Source organism: Bdellovibrio sp. HCB-110 (assembly GCF_047323225.1).
Classification (GTDB): Bacteria; Bdellovibrionota; Bdellovibrionia; order Bdellovibrionales; family Bdellovibrionaceae; genus Bdellovibrio.
On record NZ_CP178750.1, the window covers coordinates 384,511 to 399,561 of the forward strand.

The 15,051-nt window shown below is 45.3% G+C and carries 16 protein-coding genes, 1 tRNA gene and 1 pseudogene; 8 read left to right on the forward strand and 10 right to left on the reverse strand.

Features of this window, described 5'->3' with window-relative positions:
* The first annotated feature begins 41 nt into the window (after positions 1-41).
* A complete protein-coding gene (locus tag ACL934_RS01825; protein ID WP_413612958.1) occupies positions 42-1,769 on the forward strand; it encodes an ATP-binding protein in 1,728 nt (575 codons plus the stop codon).
* A gap of 37 nt (positions 1,770-1,806) precedes the next feature.
* Positions 1,807-2,664 carry a class I SAM-dependent methyltransferase gene (locus tag ACL934_RS01830; RefSeq protein WP_374077132.1) on the forward strand — a complete coding sequence of 286 codons (858 nt, stop codon included), beginning with the start codon at positions 1,807-1,809 and terminating at the stop codon, positions 2,662-2,664.
* On the opposite strand, the gene ACL934_RS01835 is transcribed toward ACL934_RS01830, so the two are convergent.
* Positions 2,657-3,556 carry a sigma-70 family RNA polymerase sigma factor gene (locus tag ACL934_RS01835; RefSeq protein WP_374077134.1) on the reverse strand — a complete coding sequence of 300 codons (900 nt, stop codon included), beginning with the start codon at positions 3,554-3,556 and terminating at the stop codon, positions 2,657-2,659. The two genes, ACL934_RS01830 and ACL934_RS01835, sit on opposite strands and share 8 nt — an antisense overlap.
* Positions 3,557-3,707: 151 nt before the next feature.
* Between ACL934_RS01835 and ACL934_RS01840 the strand changes: the two genes are divergently transcribed.
* The gene (locus tag ACL934_RS01840; protein ID WP_374077136.1) at positions 3,708-4,061 is read left to right on the forward strand and encodes a YciI family protein; all 354 of its coding nucleotides are present in this window, start codon (positions 3,708-3,710) and stop codon (positions 4,059-4,061) included.
* 46 nt (positions 4,062-4,107) lie between these two features.
* Positions 4,108-4,406: pseudogene (locus ACL934_RS01845) on the forward strand (DUF1801 domain-containing protein).
* A 23-nt stretch (positions 4,407-4,429) separates the two neighbouring features.
* Here the strand turns inward: ACL934_RS01845 and ACL934_RS01850 are convergent.
* Positions 4,430-5,014 (reverse strand): dihydrofolate reductase family protein, encoded by a 585-nt coding sequence (locus tag ACL934_RS01850; protein WP_374077138.1) that lies wholly within the window; start codon positions 5,012-5,014, stop codon positions 4,430-4,432.
* A 170-nt stretch (positions 5,015-5,184) separates the two neighbouring features.
* Here ACL934_RS01850 and ACL934_RS01855 point away from each other — a divergent pair, with 170 nt between their 5' ends.
* Positions 5,185-6,189, forward strand: a complete 1,005-nt coding sequence (locus tag ACL934_RS01855) for a BtrH N-terminal domain-containing protein (RefSeq protein ID WP_374077140.1) — start codon at positions 5,185-5,187, stop codon at positions 6,187-6,189.
* Between the two features lie 26 nt (positions 6,190-6,215).
* On the opposite strand, the gene ACL934_RS01860 is transcribed toward ACL934_RS01855, so the two are convergent.
* The 8 genes from ACL934_RS01860 to ACL934_RS01895 form a co-directional block, all read right to left on the reverse strand.
* Positions 6,216-6,306 (reverse strand) — tRNA-Ser (locus ACL934_RS01860).
* 76 nt (positions 6,307-6,382) lie between these two features.
* Positions 6,383-6,883, reverse strand: a complete 501-nt coding sequence (locus ACL934_RS01865) for a hypothetical protein (RefSeq protein ID WP_374077142.1) — start codon at positions 6,881-6,883, stop codon at positions 6,383-6,385.
* Entirely contained in the window at positions 6,880-7,989 is a 1,110-nt protein-coding gene (locus ACL934_RS01870) for a 3-oxoacyl-[acyl-carrier-protein] synthase III C-terminal domain-containing protein (protein WP_374077144.1), read from the reverse strand. Before ACL934_RS01870 ends, ACL934_RS01865 begins: the two co-directional genes overlap by 4 nt.
* 44 nt (positions 7,990-8,033) lie before the next feature.
* The gene (locus ACL934_RS01875; RefSeq protein ID WP_374077146.1) at positions 8,034-9,311 is read right to left on the reverse strand and encodes an NAD(P)/FAD-dependent oxidoreductase; all 1,278 of its coding nucleotides are present in this window, start codon (positions 9,309-9,311) and stop codon (positions 8,034-8,036) included.
* An 80-nt stretch (positions 9,312-9,391) separates the two neighbouring features.
* Positions 9,392-10,684, reverse strand: a complete 1,293-nt coding sequence (locus tag ACL934_RS01880; RefSeq protein WP_374080416.1) for an AmpG family muropeptide MFS transporter — start codon at positions 10,682-10,684, stop codon at positions 9,392-9,394.
* A gap of 38 nt (positions 10,685-10,722) precedes the next feature.
* The gene (locus tag ACL934_RS01885; protein ID WP_413612959.1) at positions 10,723-12,360 is read right to left on the reverse strand and encodes a hypothetical protein; all 1,638 of its coding nucleotides are present in this window, start codon (positions 12,358-12,360) and stop codon (positions 10,723-10,725) included.
* Between the two features lie 9 nt (positions 12,361-12,369).
* Entirely contained in the window at positions 12,370-12,825 is a 456-nt protein-coding gene (locus ACL934_RS01890) for a GNAT family N-acetyltransferase (RefSeq protein WP_374077152.1), read from the reverse strand.
* A 9-nt stretch (positions 12,826-12,834) separates the two neighbouring features.
* The gene (locus ACL934_RS01895; RefSeq protein WP_374077153.1) at positions 12,835-13,368 is read right to left on the reverse strand and encodes an HNH endonuclease; all 534 of its coding nucleotides are present in this window, start codon (positions 13,366-13,368) and stop codon (positions 12,835-12,837) included.
* 154 nt (positions 13,369-13,522) lie between these two features.
* On the opposite strand from ACL934_RS01895, the gene ACL934_RS01900 reads away from it, so the two are divergent.
* From ACL934_RS01900 to ACL934_RS01910, 3 genes are all read left to right on the forward strand, one after another.
* Positions 13,523-13,996, forward strand: coding sequence for an FKBP-type peptidyl-prolyl cis-trans isomerase (locus ACL934_RS01900; RefSeq protein WP_374077155.1), 474 nt, complete (start codon positions 13,523-13,525; stop codon positions 13,994-13,996).
* A 17-nt stretch (positions 13,997-14,013) separates the two neighbouring features.
* Entirely contained in the window at positions 14,014-14,499 is a 486-nt protein-coding gene (locus ACL934_RS01905) for a YajQ family cyclic di-GMP-binding protein (RefSeq protein ID WP_374077157.1), read from the forward strand.
* Positions 14,500-14,626: 127 nt separating this feature from the next.
* On the forward strand, positions 14,627-14,980 hold the full coding sequence (locus ACL934_RS01910) for an RNA recognition motif domain-containing protein (RefSeq protein ID WP_374077159.1): 354 nt from the start codon (positions 14,627-14,629) through the stop codon (positions 14,978-14,980).
* Positions 14,981-15,051 lie beyond the last annotated feature (71 nt).

Here is a 15,051-nt window from a genome sequence, read left to right on the forward strand (position 1 = left end):
TCCGCTTGAACGTCTTTATGAAACGTGTGAATATAGTTGTCATGTTTTTTATAACATATGTCTCTCTTATTGTGACATTAATGCTTTGTTCAACTTTGGCGGTGAGGCTTTGGCCTTATCGTCACTCTCTCATGCATCGGCTCTTGTTGATAAACCAAGTCGCCTTTATTCTGTGGACCTTTTGGCTTTTATGTATATTTGCAATTCCGGATTTTGAATCCCGGGTGTTATTAACCCGATTGCGACCTCTTGTCGTCGCCATCACTCCGCCTAATTGGGTGGTGATGGGTTTGATGGTTTTTTATCGTGACCAATGGGAAAAATGGAAAAAGTGGGCGGTTGTTATCTACATCATTCCAGCCCTAACGATTTTTGCGGCTGCCTCTTCCATTTTAAACTTTTCTTATGCAGAACACTGGGTCTTTTATAACTTTGCTGAGATGCCCTCCGGGCGTGGATTTTTGTCTTATACTTTTGGACCAGTGATTCGCGTTTTCTTCGCTTTTACTCTTGTTTGCGTTAGCAGTCTTTATATTATGTATGTTCATACGGCTATCAAAGAGAGAGGAATTAAGCGTCGTTATGCAATTCTCTTTGCTTTAGGCAGCAGTGTGCATATGTCCTTGGAAATGTATGCGCGTTATTACGTCAAAGACATGCTTCTGATGCAATTGAGCGTTGCTTACTCTTGGCCCATGGTGATGATGTTCTACTTTGCCGTCAGAAGACACGAGTTTTTGGACATTAAAACCTTGGCGCAAGAGCGAGTATTTAGAAATCTTCCAAATCCCGTGATTACGCTGACAGCACAAAATGAACTTTGGGATTTAAACAATGCTGCTAGCAAGTTACTTCAATTGGGTCCTTCTGATCTGGGAAAACCAGCTCGTCAATTCCCGCAGCTTGCAAAATTAACGGCGAACTCAGAAACGGTGGAGTACGCCGGAAGAATTCACCAAGTTTTCTATCACGCCATCAAAGTGAGCGGGGGAGAGCAAACTGCTTCGGTGTATGTTCTTAATGACGTCCATCCCATCATGGAATTGAATCAAGATCTTGAGGAAAGTAATGCGATTCTAAGAGAACTGAATTCCGAAATTTTGCGCATGACTGAATTTAATAGAAGAATTCAAACCGTGCTCTCGCATGATATGACGGGAGCATTGTCTTCCGTGAATATTCTTTTGCATGGCACTCGTGAAATAGCCGAAGAGCGACAAGAGACAGAGTTGGCGACACGACTCGAGAAAATTCAACAAGCCAGTTCAGGCGCAGTGTCTTTGCTAAGAAATATTTTGGCTTGGAGTAGTGACGAAGACCATGCTGATAACGTCGATCTTGAAGCTTGCCTGGATGCGGCTTGGGCACAGTTGACACCGCAGATTCTTCAAAAAGAAATTCAGTTGCGAAAAAATATTGTAACGTCAGGACTCGTCGTGAAATCGTCGCGTTTTATGATCGAGGCGATATTTAGAAATCTTTTATCCAATGCTGTTCGCTATAGTTTTCCAAGTTCTTATGTGGATGTGTCTTTGCTTTCTTCGGGAAATGAAATTGAGATATCAATCTCCGATTCGGGACGCGGCATGAGTTTAGAAGTAGTAAATTCAATTTTAAGTCGTGACTCCAAAAAGCCAATGGGCAGTGAAGGCTTTGGACTGGGTATGCATTTTACCATGGGCTTTGTGGATAAACTGCATGGCAAAATCTCTATCAGTTCCAGTATTGGCCAGGGAACGACTGTTAAAGTTCTATTACCTGCAACTTAAACATCTGGTAAAACCAACGAACTAGGGGAACGAGCTTATGGTTAATCAACAAAAAACAGTTCCAGATCACACAGCAGTACGAGTGGCTCTTTGGCGCGCGATGCATGCGCAAATTGATTCATCTCCGCACGTAATGGAAGATGTCGTCGGATTGCAGCTGATTTCTCCTGATGAAAGCTGGAAGAGTCGCCCTGATATGCATCCGCAGGGCACTCGTGGTTATCGAGCTTCGATCGTGGGTCGCGCCCGCTTCATCGAAGATTTGGTTTTAGAGCAAATGAATCATGGTGTTGATCAATACGTTATTCTCGGCGCGGGCATAGACACCTTTGTGCAGCGTCGGCCTGAGGTTGCTGCAAAGCTGCGTGTGTTTGAAATCGATCAACCTGCGACGCAGGAATGGAAACGTCAGCGGTTGATAGAAACGGGATTAGGTATTGCGAAGAATCTGAGCCTTGTGCCAGTTGATTTCGAAGCGGGGGAATCCTGGAGAAAAAAACTGAAGGCTTCGGGTTTTGATGAAAGCAAACCGGCCATTGTGGCGTCTGCCGGAGTCTCTATGTATCTGACAAGAGAAGCAAATAAAGCAGCCATGGCCGAAGTTGCGCAGCTTGCTCCGGGTTCGACACTTGTGATGACTTTTATCTTACCGCTGGATCTTCTCGATCCAGAGGATCGTCCTCAACATGAGATGATCTATGAACGAGCAAAGGCTGCGGGAACTCCATTCATCAGTTTCTTTAGACCGAATGAAGCAATCGCACTTGCCCGTGAAGCGGGCTTCAAAGAAGCCAAACACGTATCTCGTGCAGATATTATTCAACGCTATTTTACGGGTAGACCCGATGGTCTTCAGCCTTCAAGCGGAGAAGAATATTTAGTAGCGACTACGTAGACTCAGCGATCTCAATGTCGAAAGTGCTTAATTTTTTCGGATCCATCACAATCTCAATATCTGAAATCTTTCCGTCCTTAACTGAGAAGCAGAATGCAACGACGGGTTTTCCTCCCGGAGCCCACGTTGCGCCGGTAAGACCATTGATAAGAGCGAGCTGAGCTGCCGCCGCTTTGCCATTCATTGTATCAGCCACACTCTTCGCACCTTTGATTTCTTTCTTAAATTGTGGTGCTCCTTTGGCTTTATTGGCTTCAGCAATCTTTACTGCTGTTTCATCAGCTCGCAGAGTCGCATCGGGATGAAGTAATTTGATAAGAGCTTCAAAGTTGCCATCTCTTGAAGCAGCCAGAAATGCAGAAATCACTTCTCGTTGGCGTTCGGAATCTTCTTGAGAGTTTTTTGCTCCTCGGATGCGACGGCGGGCCCGGCTTGCGAGTTGTCTTGCGTTTTCTTCGGAGCGATCAATAATCGGAGCGATTTCTTCAAACGATAAATCAAAAAGATCATGAAGAACAAAAGCGATCCGTTCTGCCGGAGTCAACATATCAAGCACTATGAGCAATGCAGGCCCCACGGCGTCTGCTAGCATAAAGTGAGTCTCGGGATTATCAGACCCATCACTTGGAATTTCATAAATTTCATCATCTAGTGATTCTTCGCGTTTTGATTTTTTTGAACGGAGCATATCGAGGCAAACGCGTGCAACGACGGTTGTCAGCCATCCATTTAGGTTTTCGATTTGTTCTGATTCAGATTGAGAAAGCTTGGTCCAAGTTTCCTGAACTGCATCTTCAGCCTCACCAGCAGAGCCCAGCATTCGATAAGCAATGGCCTTCAAATGACTGCGACGTTCTTCAAAATGTTTTGCCAGCCAGTCTTTTTTTTCCATTTTCAATTTTCTCACTCTTTTTTGTCACGTTTGTCTTTTCCAATCCGTCATCCCTATGACGAAGGTGAGATATAAAACGTGACAAGGATTTCCGCTTGCCGTGAATTATCTCATAAATCGGTGAAATAACTAATAAATTATAGGAGGCAATATGCAATTCGTACTTTTAATTTATCAAGGAACAACGCCACTTCCTGGATCAGATCGTTGGAATGCTCTTTCCGCAGAAGAACAAAAACGCATCTATGCGGATTATGCGGAGTTCAGCAAAACTGCGGGTCTAAGCCCGGGACTTCCTTTTGGATTACCGGATGTTGCTAAGACAGTTCAAGTGCGAGACGGAAAGATTGAAGTGAAAAATGGAACTTATCTTCCCGAAGGTGTTGGTGGATATAGCGTGTTTGAGGCAGAGAATATGGAAGCTGCTGTGGCGCTGGCCGCAACGATTCCTGCGGCCCGACTTGGTGGAGCGATTGAAGTTCGTCCTGTGGAGAAGTATTGGTAACACTCCACCTTGACGCTACGTCATTCGTAGTGATGGGATGAATGATATAAAGAAAAACGTCGTTACAAAGAAAAAAGTCAGCTCTAAGAAAGACCTATCTCCAGCCAAGCTTATTGATGCGAGAATCAAGGAGTTGGCCGATTGGCGTGGTGAGGTGCTTTCCCGAATCCGTGCCCTGATTAAGCAAGTCGTTCCCGACGTAGTTGAAGAATGGAATTGGCGAGGGGTTCCGGTGTGGGAGTATAACGGAATGATCTGTACCGGCTTCATGAAGGCGAAAAGATTGACGAGCGTGCGTTGAAGGCCTTGATCCGCGAAGCTGTGAAATTGAACGAAAAAAAGTAAGGAAGCTCGTTGTCCGAGTCAGATCAGCTTTTCACTTTATAAGTAAGTTCAAGAATGCCGCTCTTAGTGGTCTTTGATTTTAAAAGCTCAAAATCTTGTTTGGGACCATCCTGATGAAAGAGGCGTTTGCCTGCACCGAGAGTCAGCGGATGGATCATCAGGAAATACTCGTCGATAAGATGATGGCGCATGAGGGTTTGGCAAAGATCACCGCTACCAAACATATAGATATTATTTCCAGCTTCTTCTTTGATTTTGGTCACAGCTTTAGCAACATCACCTTCCAGCAATATCGAATTTTGCCACTCCGTTTTTTTCAGAGTATTGGATGCGACATATTTGGTGACGTTGTTCATAAACTCACCCCACCATTCCATACTCTTGCCTGTGGTTGGCCAGTAGGCAGCGAAGATGTCATATGTTTTGCGTCCTAAGAGCAGGGCTCCAGCTTTGCCAATATCGTCTAGCATGGCGCTATCGAAATCTTCCATGAATGGTAGTTGCCAGCCGCCGTACTTAAAGCCGCCTTCGGGATCTTCATCCTTGGCACCTGGAGCTTGCATCACTCCATCGAGAGTTAGAAATGATATGACGATTAGTTTTCTCATTGTGCCTCCGGGGAGTCTTTATTATTGGAACTGTATTTCTGTTTGAAATTGGGGTCATTTTTTTTAGTGGTGATTTCTGACATGGGGAGGAGAGTTAGTCGGCTTTGGCTTGCCTTCGGCAAAGAGCATAAGTTTAGCGACGCACCAAGCCTGCCAAAATCATTTGGTTTATGGACATTCAGAATCCAATTCATTATTTTGGTCACATGAGAAATGAAGTATTTCAAGGCCAGCATTGTGAGACTACTGCAACCGGAAACCTTCTCTACCATCACGATATCCACCTATCAGAACCCATGATGTTTGGTTTGGGTGAGGGACTCGGATTTATCTTTTTGAATTTGAAAACCTTAAATCTTCCATTCGTTGGAGGACGGAGTAAGCCATTCGAGCTTACGACCGCATTATGCAGCAATCTTGGTTTAAAGCTGGAATGCCGAGAGACTAGTTCGCGAACAAAAGCCCGGGAAAACATTTTAGACGTCGTCGCAAATGGTACTCCGGTAGGCTTGCAGCTTGATTCCTTTTACCTCGATTATTTTTCTTCAAAGATCCATTTTGCTGGACATGCCGTCGCTTGCCTTGGAATTGAGGCAGATCGTGCTGTGATCGTGGATACGAAACAGCAAGGCGGCATCCATAAGGTCACCCTTTCTGATCTAGAGAAAGCGCGATTTGAAAAGGGCCCAATGTCGGCAAAAGCGAGAAGTTGGACAATTGAAGCACCGTCTAAGGACATAGACCTCCCTAAGGCAATTACAAATGCTATTCGAAAAAACGCGAGGACATATCTCAAGCCTGCATTTAAGGGCATGAGCTTTCTTGGGATTGAAAAGCTGGCCCATTCCCTGCCCACGTGGCTGAAACTTTGTAAAACTCCCGACGATCTTGTCTTAGCGTCTCGGTTAATGGAACGGGCAGGAACGGGAGGTTCAATTTTTCGCTGCTTTTATCGCGACTTTTTGGCCGAGAGTTCTAAATTGCTGAATTCTAAACCCCTGAATCAATCACATCTTTCTTTTATAGAGATCGCTGAAGACTGGCGAAATGTGGCCGCACTCATTGAAGAGTCAGGAAGAACATCCAGCGAGGAACCGCTAAAGAGTGCTGCTCAAATTTGTGCGACTCTAGCAATTAAGGAAAAAAAGGCTATGGAAGTACTCAACAGGATTTAGGAGATCCCTTTGTGGCTTTTGATTAATGGCGGAGGATGCGAGATTCGAACTCGCGTTACGCTTTTGGCGTAAACTCGCTTTCCAAGCGAGCGCCTTCAGCCACTCGGCCAACCCTCCGCAACGGGAACTTTTAAGAAAAGCCAAGATAACATAGCGCATTGTGGCAAATCAAGGGCTCGGCCTCATTTTCAGATTATTCACTGAAGTATTCATAGAGTTCTTCCTGCTGAACGCGGGCATAGTGGGCCTTTTGCTTGGCTTTGCGGGCGCGGACTTCCAAGAAGTTCCAATACACGATTTGATAAACTAAAAAAACGAAGACTCCGCCAGCCACAGCCAGGAAGGCGGGGCGACGGTCTTCCCATTCGACGTAGCCAGTGTAAAGCACCAAGGGATGCATCATAAAAAGAACGGCATGCAACCACATCTCTTCGGCCGAGCAGAATTTGCGATGCACCCATTCGTCCTTGGTCACGAGAAGGGAAGAAAATGCAGCCATACCGAAATAGATTTTTTCAGTGGTCGGAGTTTTTTCAACCAAAGCTAAAAACAACAAACACGCGATGACAGACAAAGTGTCAATGGGATGGCCGATGATTTCCCAGCGAGGCAGTCCGCGCTTGCGGTGAAAAAAGAATTCGTCAAATAAAATTGCGGCTCCTTGCAACGCAGATGCAACTAAAAAAACGCTCATAGTTTCTCCATTAAACTCGCACAGATAGTAAGACCGGGACCGAAGGCATAACTCACAATGGGAGTGCCCGACGGAACGCTGTCGTCTTCAATCAGTCTTTCCCACAAATGGGGAAGTGTTGCTGACGACATATTGCCCCGATCTTTTAGTAATTCACGGCTGGCTTTGACTTGGTCTTCAGAAAGTTCCAACTGTTTGGCAACTTGATCGATAATTTTTGGACCACCGGGATGCACGGCAAAAAGAGCATTCTTCACGACGTGATTTAAAGTGTCTCCACGGGTCTCCAACCATCTTCTTGTGAACTCATGAATTTTCTTTCCGACCATCATCGGAACGTCTTTAGAAAGAGTCATCTTCATCCCATAGTCAGAAACCATCCATTCCATGGCGTTTGCTGTGTCAGGAACAAGTTCCTCATAGAGTGAAATCACACGCAGCCCTTCTTTCGGTTTTTCTGTCGTCATAGAGTAAGCGATAGCACCATCAGCAAAAAGACTTTGAATCACCATTTGTTCTAAAGTCGGATCTTGCGGATTTAAGTGCAGACTGCAAAGTTCTGTATGTACGAGATCCACGGCTTTCTTTTTTCCTAAAATATCTGTGCTGCTTAAAAATCCCGTCGCCATTCGCAAAGCAGGGAAAGCACCATAACAACCCATATGATAAGAGTGTGTGACCGTCACGGTTTTCGGAGCACGGACGGCCACCATCTGTGCGGCACTCGGGGAAATGTATCCGGTGCAACTCACATGAATGATGTCATCAGGGTAAGGTCGAGTGTCATAGATCTGATCAAAGATATCATTCACTGCTTTATGAAAGAATTCGTGACGGCGTTGCATACTGACACCGCGCGGACTTTCTTTGACTGGATAAATAATTTGTTTTTCCCACTCCATGTGTTGAGAGTCAGGCAGGAAGAATTTCCGTGTTCCTATTTGTGACTCTGAACAAGCGACTCTTTGTAGAAGTTTGGAATATTCCTCTTCTGTGTACGCTTGATCCTTCTGAGCGATCTTGTAGGCGGCGGCAAGCCACTTGAGACCGTCAGTTTGGTTTTTTGGATAGGGCGGCTGTATGGAGTAAAAATTTGTTAAGTACATACCCAAAGGCTAAGGGGGGCCTCTGGGCTTGAAAAGATCCAGTGTTACGATACAGGCGTCTTAATTTTTTGAGAACGCCATTCTTTATCTACGATCAATCGAGCGCCACGCTTAAATGTGAAATATGCGTAAGCCCATTGCCAGATAACGAAAATTTTATTTTTAAATCCAATCAGATAATAAACGTGAATAAATAACCATAAAATCCATGCGAAAAATCCGCTGAATTTTAAATTATGTATTTGTGCGATGGCTTTTCTGCGCCCGATCGTCGCCATTTGTCCTTTATCGAGATAGCGAAAGTCGGTCCGCGGCTTTCCGCCAATTTCGTGTAAGATTTCACGAGCCGCATGTTCACCTTGTTGCATGGCTACGGAAGCAAGGCCCGGCAAGGATTTTCCATCCTCAGTTAAATAACAAGCTTGATCGCCAAGAACAAAGACTTCGGGATGATCTTTAAGACTTAAATCTTTTTCGATGATCACACGTCCTGAACGATCCAGCGGCACACCTAAACTTTTATTTAAGCTTGAAGGTTGAACTCCGGCAGCCCAAAGGATTGTTGAGGCTTTTACGACTTCATCACCTAAGACCACAGAACTTTCTTTCACTTCAGTGACACGTGTGTTTGTCCAAATCTGCACTCCCAGATCTTCAAGATCACGGGCGGCTTTGCGGGAAAGATCCGCATCAAACGCGGCGAGAATTCTGGAACCTGCTTCAATTAATAAAACACGAGTTTGCGAAGGATCAATATGACGGAAGTCTTTCATCAATGTGTGACGACTGATCTCTGCAATGGCTCCGGCAAGTTCGACTCCCGTAGGGCCGGCTCCTACGATAACAAAAGTCAGATGCTGTTTTTGTTTTTCAGGATTGGTTTCTTTTTCTGCCATCTCAAAGGCGATCAAAAGGCGACGACGAATTTCTGTGGCTTGTTCAAGAGTCTTTAACCCTGGCGCATTTTCTTCCCATTCAGGATGAGCGAAGTAACTGTGTTTTGCTCCGCAAGCGAGGATCAAATAATCATAGTCAATTTTGCGATCCGTGATTTCGATTTTCTTTTCAGCAAGGTCCACGGACTTCACATTATCTAGAAAGACAGAGATGTTTTGATACTTCGAAAGTATTCCGCGAATGGGGCCAGAGATTTCCGCAGGGGAAAGTCCCGCCGTCGCAACTTGATAAAGCAAAGGTTGGAAAAGATGATAGTTACGACGATCGATCAGAGTGACGGAAACATCTTTTTTATTTCCGAACGCTTTAGCGGCTTTGATTCCAGCAAATCCGCCACCGACAATAATGACCTTCTTGCTTGCCATAGAAACCTCGTTTGAACGAGGTCGATTCTATCACGAACCTCAAGACTGACAAGAGTCGGAAAACCAACAGCAGATTGTTGTTATTTGACCACAGCCTTATTGCTTCGAACTAGCAAGATACACAATAGCAAGGCTGGTATTCCCACGAGAGCGGTGCTTAAGAAGAACAACGCATATCCTTCCATCAATGAGCGACCCTCAGAAAAAGTCTGCACCATGACGCCCGAGAAGCCTTTAAGGACCTTGCCTAACAAAGCATAAAAAGAACTGAGGAGGGCGTATTGAGTCGCAGTGTATCCAAAAGTTGTTAAGCTCGACATGAAACCAACCAACGCTGTTCCTGCAAAACCCGAAGCAAAGTTATCAATGACCATAGCTGCCGTAAAAACTTCATTGCTAGGTCCCATCATCGCAAGAACTGAAAAGCCTAAATTCGAAGCCGGCCCAATAACCGCGCCCACCATCAGCGTCGTGATAAAACCAAAACGAACAGCGGCAAGTCCTCCGGCGGCAACACCAACAACAGAGGCAATCAAACCGACAGATCCGCGCACGGCTCCCACGGCTTCTTTTGTAATTCCGATATCAGCATAAAAAGGATTGGCCATCGGTCCCATCATGAAATCAGAAAGACGATACAAACTCACGGCGGCAAGAATCAAAAGAGCTTTGCTGCCATGTTGTTTGAAGAATGCATTGAAAGGACCTGTGAGCGCATCAAGAATGCCCGATAGACTCCACACTGTTCCTGTTTCGCCAGCGGTAATATTGCGACCAGGCTCAACCGCAAGAAGAGTGGCAATGAGACCCACAGCCATCAAAGCACCCATCAAAGAATATGAAAGAGACCAGCCGATGGCAGCGGCGATAATTAAAATCAAGGCGTCCGTTAAAAGCAAAGAGGCGCGATAGCCTAATTGATAAGCGGAAGAAAGCAGAGCCATGTCTTCACTGGCATCGGAAACTTCGATCCTCCACGCATCAATAACAATGTCTTGAGTGGCCGAAGCAAAAGCGGCCAAGGCAGCAAAGCCGATGAAAAGCGCCAATCCACCTTCAGGTTTTATGACGGACATTCCAAAGAGGGCAATGGCAATGAGGATTTGTGATAAAACCATCCAACCGCGGCGACGCCCCAGCCATTTGCCGATCAAAGGGGCATTGGCTTTATCAATAAGCGGCGCCCACAAAAACTTAAGGGAATACGCAAGTCCAACCCAAGATAAGAAGCCAATCGTCGCAAGAGCGATACCGCTTTCACGCAACCAGAATCCCAAAGTGTTTCCGACCAACATGAAGGGCAGGCCGGAAGAAAATCCCAGAGCGAGCATGATAGCAACCTTGGGACGAGTTACCGAACGAAGAGTTTGCATCCAAGAGGGTTTCGAAGATTTTTTTGCAGTTGTCGTCACTAGAAGTTCTTTCTTAGTTTTTTTCTCATCGTCCACAAAAGGTGACTGATGTAAGGACGGCGAGTTTCTCCAGTTGTTACCATGAGTAGCTTGGTGATCTTAAGATTTACGGCGTCGGTGTAAAGTAAAATCAACATTTCATGGATAAAGTTGGTGTTCAGAGTCACGTAGTTGTCCGTGCCGACTCCGAGTTGCACTCCCTTTTTTTCCCACCATGAAAACGGATGATCTTTGTAGTCTTCAAATTTACCCGTCAACTTATTATTGGAAGACGGTAAAGAAACAAGAGTCACACCTTTTTGAATCATGCGATTCAGAACGTCATGTTGATAGTGTTCAACTTCGCGGGCGGTGTGGAACTTTGCTTTGACGAATAAGATGTCTTCTTCCGGAGTTAATTTCGTCCCATTTAATAACTTATCTAAGACGTCGCGGTTAAATCCCCAGTCCAATTCTGACAACTCGCGGAACAAAGGATCTTTGTTCGTGATCGCCAAGCCCTGTTGATTTTTTTCGTGAATATCTTGGTAAATGCGATGGAAGTATTTATTGGGATTAATACCCAAACTAATCCCGTGTTCCAGAGTGTCGATGTGCCAGATGTTCATCGCATTGTCGACCGCTTGAATTCCTTTTTTCAAAGTGTGCCAAGTTTCGCCGTGATGCGAACGGATTTTAAAGCCGCGATATTGCAACTTGCGAAAGCCGGATTGCATTTCGTTGAAATGTTCTTTGCGGTAAAGTTCTCTTTCGTCGCCGACAGTGTCGACGTCCGTCATATGGCGAATCAAGAAGGGATATTTATCGAGCATGTGCACGATCTCGTTGATCTGCTCCATAAAGTGCGCCTGACGGCTAGAGAACTTTTCGGCATCAAAGTGATTCGCTTCCTTACGGAAAGAGGGGGACAGAATAAAATCAAAATGTGGATGTTGTTCCTGGAATTTTCTAAAACCGTCGTAGAGCCCCAAAACAACGTCTTCGGAAGTCACATCGTCAATGCCCGGAATTTGTTCAGAAGAGCTCGAAGTAGAGCGCGACAAAGAAAACTTCAAACGCACGCGGCCCACGTTGTATTTATGAAAAAGCTCATGGGCCATATGATAGGCGGCTTCGGCGTGGGCTTCGCGAGAAATAAAAATCAGTTTTGGAAGATAGAGAATTTTTAAGTAGCGCGAAAAGCCTTCGTTTTCCTGAAGACGAATCAAGCGATCGACGTCTTCAACAGAACGAATTGGCAATGCTTTGTCGCCGTACACTTCGCGGATTTTTTCTTCGTAGATTTCCTTATGGGGGCCTTCCAAAAGTTTTTTCAAACGAGGATAAATAAACTCGGCAGTGAGCGCACCTGTCAGATGAATATGCTCTTCATTGTATTTTAATGGAAAGTTCTTGAAGAATTCTGACAGCGCCGCTGACATCGGATGTTTTAAGAGTGCGCTGATCGAGACTTGGTTGATTTGGAAACGATTCAACAACTCACGAAACTCTTCGACGAGTTTAAAAGCCTCAGGATTGCGTCGTTTTAAATCTGAAGAGATCAGCAAATCCATTGTGTCGGAAAGCGAAATTCCGTTGGTTTCACTGATGATCGTCGTGATAGCTGCGGTCAATTGTGTATGAACATCCGTATTCATACATGAAGGTTATCGGGGAATAAGAGGCTTGTACATGACTTTATGGGGACCGATGTCTTTCATCTCGAATAGTGGTCCGTGATAGTAAAATCCGAGTTTTTCATAGAATGGAAATGCTTTAATGCGGGCGTTGAACCAAAGCAGATCACAGCGTTTCGTGCGCAGATGCTCGACTCCGTAGCGCAAAAGTTTTTGGCCAAAGCCTTGACCTCGATATTTGTCGTCTGTCGCCATTCCCCGCAGGCGGTAAGGAAATCCGGCAGAGAATTCGGGGTGTGATTCGAGTAAAAAAGTGGCGACAGAGACGAGTTTGCCTCCGTGAAAAAGACCGAAATGATAAGTAGTCACAAGATCATCCCCGACGTTGATACATTCGTCGGGGCGTAAGAAAGGTTTTAGAACTCGTTGACGTAAAGGGAGCGTTTCGGCGGTTGTAATTTCTCTGATGTCGTACTGTAAACTCATCCTGCAAAATCATCCTGTGTTAAGCCGTAAGTAAGGGGCCCAATCAGGGGGCACATGGTCTTCGCTAATCTCAAGTTGTAGTGTTGGTAACCAGTTTGGTGCGCGGGGCTCTGCGAGTAAAGGCATATTTGCAGTGCGCGGAGTTCGGTTGGCTTTTCTTTGATTACATTCTCTGCAGGCAGAAACGACGTTGGTCCAGTTTTTGGGGCCGTTCTGAGAGGCAGGAACGACATGATCAAGAGTGAGCTGTTTTGCGGGAAGTTTGGTATTGCAGTACTGACAGGTGTAATTATCTCGGATGTAAACGTTTTCTCGGCAAAACCGAACTGCGTTAGATGTCCGGGGTCGTACGTAACTTTTCAGCCGCAAGACACTGGGCAGTTGGAACCTTCGTTGGACAGATCGGGCAAACGCAGAGTGATATTCCAGTATCTCTACCTTACCCTGAAACCACAAAACCAAGGCCTTTTGCCAACTTACAACCCGCATGGGTTCGTAACTAGAGTTGAGCAATAAGGACCTCAGTGAGGATACGTGCATCATGCTTTCCCCCCTCAGGTACTTGTTTAATTGTAACTAATGTCGGTGTTTCATTTCAAGCCCCCTCGTTAAATATTAAAGAGAAACTGGGCGTTTTAGATTGCCTAAGACGGGCAATAATGGGAAAACCGCCCCTATATTGAAAAGGAGCATCAAAATGAGAAGAGTTTTGGCATTTAACTATGTATTAAAAGGGCCTGATGGAAACGTATTGGATGCTTCTGAGCGCGGACAACCACTTCCATTTTTGGAAGGTGCAGGACAAATCATTCCTAAATTAGAAGAAGAAATCAAAGACCTTAAAGAAGGCGATAAAAAAGTTGTTAAACTTGCTGCAAAAGATGCTTACGGTGAAGTGAAAGACAACATGTTCATGGAAGTACCAAAAGAAGAACTCGCGCATCTTCCGCAATTGGAAGTTGGCAGCCACCTTCGTTTGGAGCTTGGCAATGGTGCACACATCGTGCGTGTTTCAAAAATCACAGACAGTCATGTGACATTGGATGGAAATCATCCTTTGGCGGGACAAGATCTTGAGTTCAGCATTGAGATGGTTTTGGTTCGCGAAGCAACAACTGAAGAAGTGTTGCATGGGCACCCACACGGTCTTCACGGAAACGCAGGACACTAGTCAGCGGAGTTAGTAGCATGCCATCATTTGATATTGTTTCAGAAATTGATACTCAAGAAGTGGACAACGCTATTAATCAGGCGCGCAAAGAAGTCGAAGGTCGTTATGACTTCAAAGGCAGTAAGGCTGAGATCCAATGGGACAAAAAGGAAATCACCTTACTGGCTGAGGACGATTACAAAGTGGAAGCTATGGGGAGTATTTTACAAACCAAACTTCACCGCCGCGGCATAGATATTAAGGCGATTAAATTCGAAAAAATGGAAGAGGCCGGCGGTCGCATGCTGCGCCAAAAGGTCACCTTGGTTCAAGGTATTGACCGCGAAGTTGCTAAAGATGTGATTAAATTGATTAAGGACTCCAAGTTGAAGGTTCAACCCGCAATCGCGGACGATAAAATCAAAGTTACGTCAAAAAGTATTGATGAGTTGCAGGCGTGTATCAGCCTAGTACGTAATGGGAGTTTTCCGATTCCCTTACAATATAATAATATGCGCTCGTAAAATTGGGCTTGCACGTTTTTTGGGCTGTGCTAGCCTAGGTTTAGTTAAAGTTCCCCGTGTGAGTGTTCTCGATTTTTTGCTGTTCGAAGGCTTCCTCGGGTTTAAAAAAAATCCACAGGAGGTCTTTGTGGCTAAGAAGTTATACGTAGGAAATTTGCCTTACTCTATCGATGACGAGGCACTTCACCAACATTTCGCACAATTCGGTGCGGTTGATTCTGCAAAAGTAATCATGGACAGAGAAACAGGTCGTTCTAAAGGTTTCGGCTTTGTTGAAATGGCTGATGACTCTGCTGCTGATCAAGCAATTGAAAAAGCAAACGGTATCGAACTAAACGGTCGCGCTATCAACGTATCTGAAGCTCGTCCACAAGCTCCTCGTGAGGGTGGTCCTCGTCGTGGTGGTTTCGGTGGCGGTCGTGACGGCGGTCCTCGTCGTGGCGGTGGCTTCGGCGGTGGTCCTCGCGGTCCTCGCAACTAGTCTCTAGTTCGTAGGCAGAAGTTTGACGAAGTCAGACTTGAAATAACGAATCTTCAAAGGTCTCATAGGAA

Bases quoted from the DNA above. Each gene is read 5' to 3' on its own strand.
- ACL934_RS01825 (WP_413612958.1), top strand. From the start codon at position 42: ATGTTTTTTATAACATATGTCTCTCTTATTGTGACATTAATGCTTTGT.
- ACL934_RS01830 (WP_374077132.1), top strand. From the start codon at position 1,807: ATGGTTAATCAACAAAAAACAGTTCCAGATCACACAGCAGTACGAGTG.
- ACL934_RS01835 (WP_374077134.1), bottom strand. From the start codon at position 3,556: ATGGAAAAAAAAGACTGGCTGGCAAAACATTTTGAAGAACGTCGCAGT.
- ACL934_RS01840 (WP_374077136.1), top strand. From the start codon at position 3,708: ATGCAATTCGTACTTTTAATTTATCAAGGAACAACGCCACTTCCTGGA.
- ACL934_RS01850 (WP_374077138.1), bottom strand. From the start codon at position 5,014: ATGAGAAAACTAATCGTCATATCATTTCTAACTCTCGATGGAGTGATG.
- ACL934_RS01855 (WP_374077140.1), top strand. From the start codon at position 5,185: ATGGACATTCAGAATCCAATTCATTATTTTGGTCACATGAGAAATGAA.
- ACL934_RS01865 (WP_374077142.1), bottom strand. From the start codon at position 6,883: ATGAGCGTTTTTTTAGTTGCATCTGCGTTGCAAGGAGCCGCAATTTTA.
- ACL934_RS01870 (WP_374077144.1), bottom strand. From the start codon at position 7,989: ATGTACTTAACAAATTTTTACTCCATACAGCCGCCCTATCCAAAAAAC.
- ACL934_RS01875 (WP_374077146.1), bottom strand. From the start codon at position 9,311: ATGGCAAGCAAGAAGGTCATTATTGTCGGTGGCGGATTTGCTGGAATC.
- ACL934_RS01880 (WP_374080416.1), bottom strand. From the start codon at position 10,684: ATGCAAACTCTTCGTTCGGTAACTCGTCCCAAGGTTGCTATCATGCTC.
- ACL934_RS01885 (WP_413612959.1), bottom strand. From the start codon at position 12,360: ATGAATACGGATGTTCATACACAATTGACCGCAGCTATCACGACGATC.
- ACL934_RS01890 (WP_374077152.1), bottom strand. From the start codon at position 12,825: ATGAGTTTACAGTACGACATCAGAGAAATTACAACCGCCGAAACGCTC.
- ACL934_RS01895 (WP_374077153.1), bottom strand. From the start codon at position 13,368: ATGATGCACGTATCCTCACTGAGGTCCTTATTGCTCAACTCTAGTTAC.
- ACL934_RS01900 (WP_374077155.1), top strand. From the start codon at position 13,523: ATGAGAAGAGTTTTGGCATTTAACTATGTATTAAAAGGGCCTGATGGA.
- ACL934_RS01905 (WP_374077157.1), top strand. From the start codon at position 14,014: ATGCCATCATTTGATATTGTTTCAGAAATTGATACTCAAGAAGTGGAC.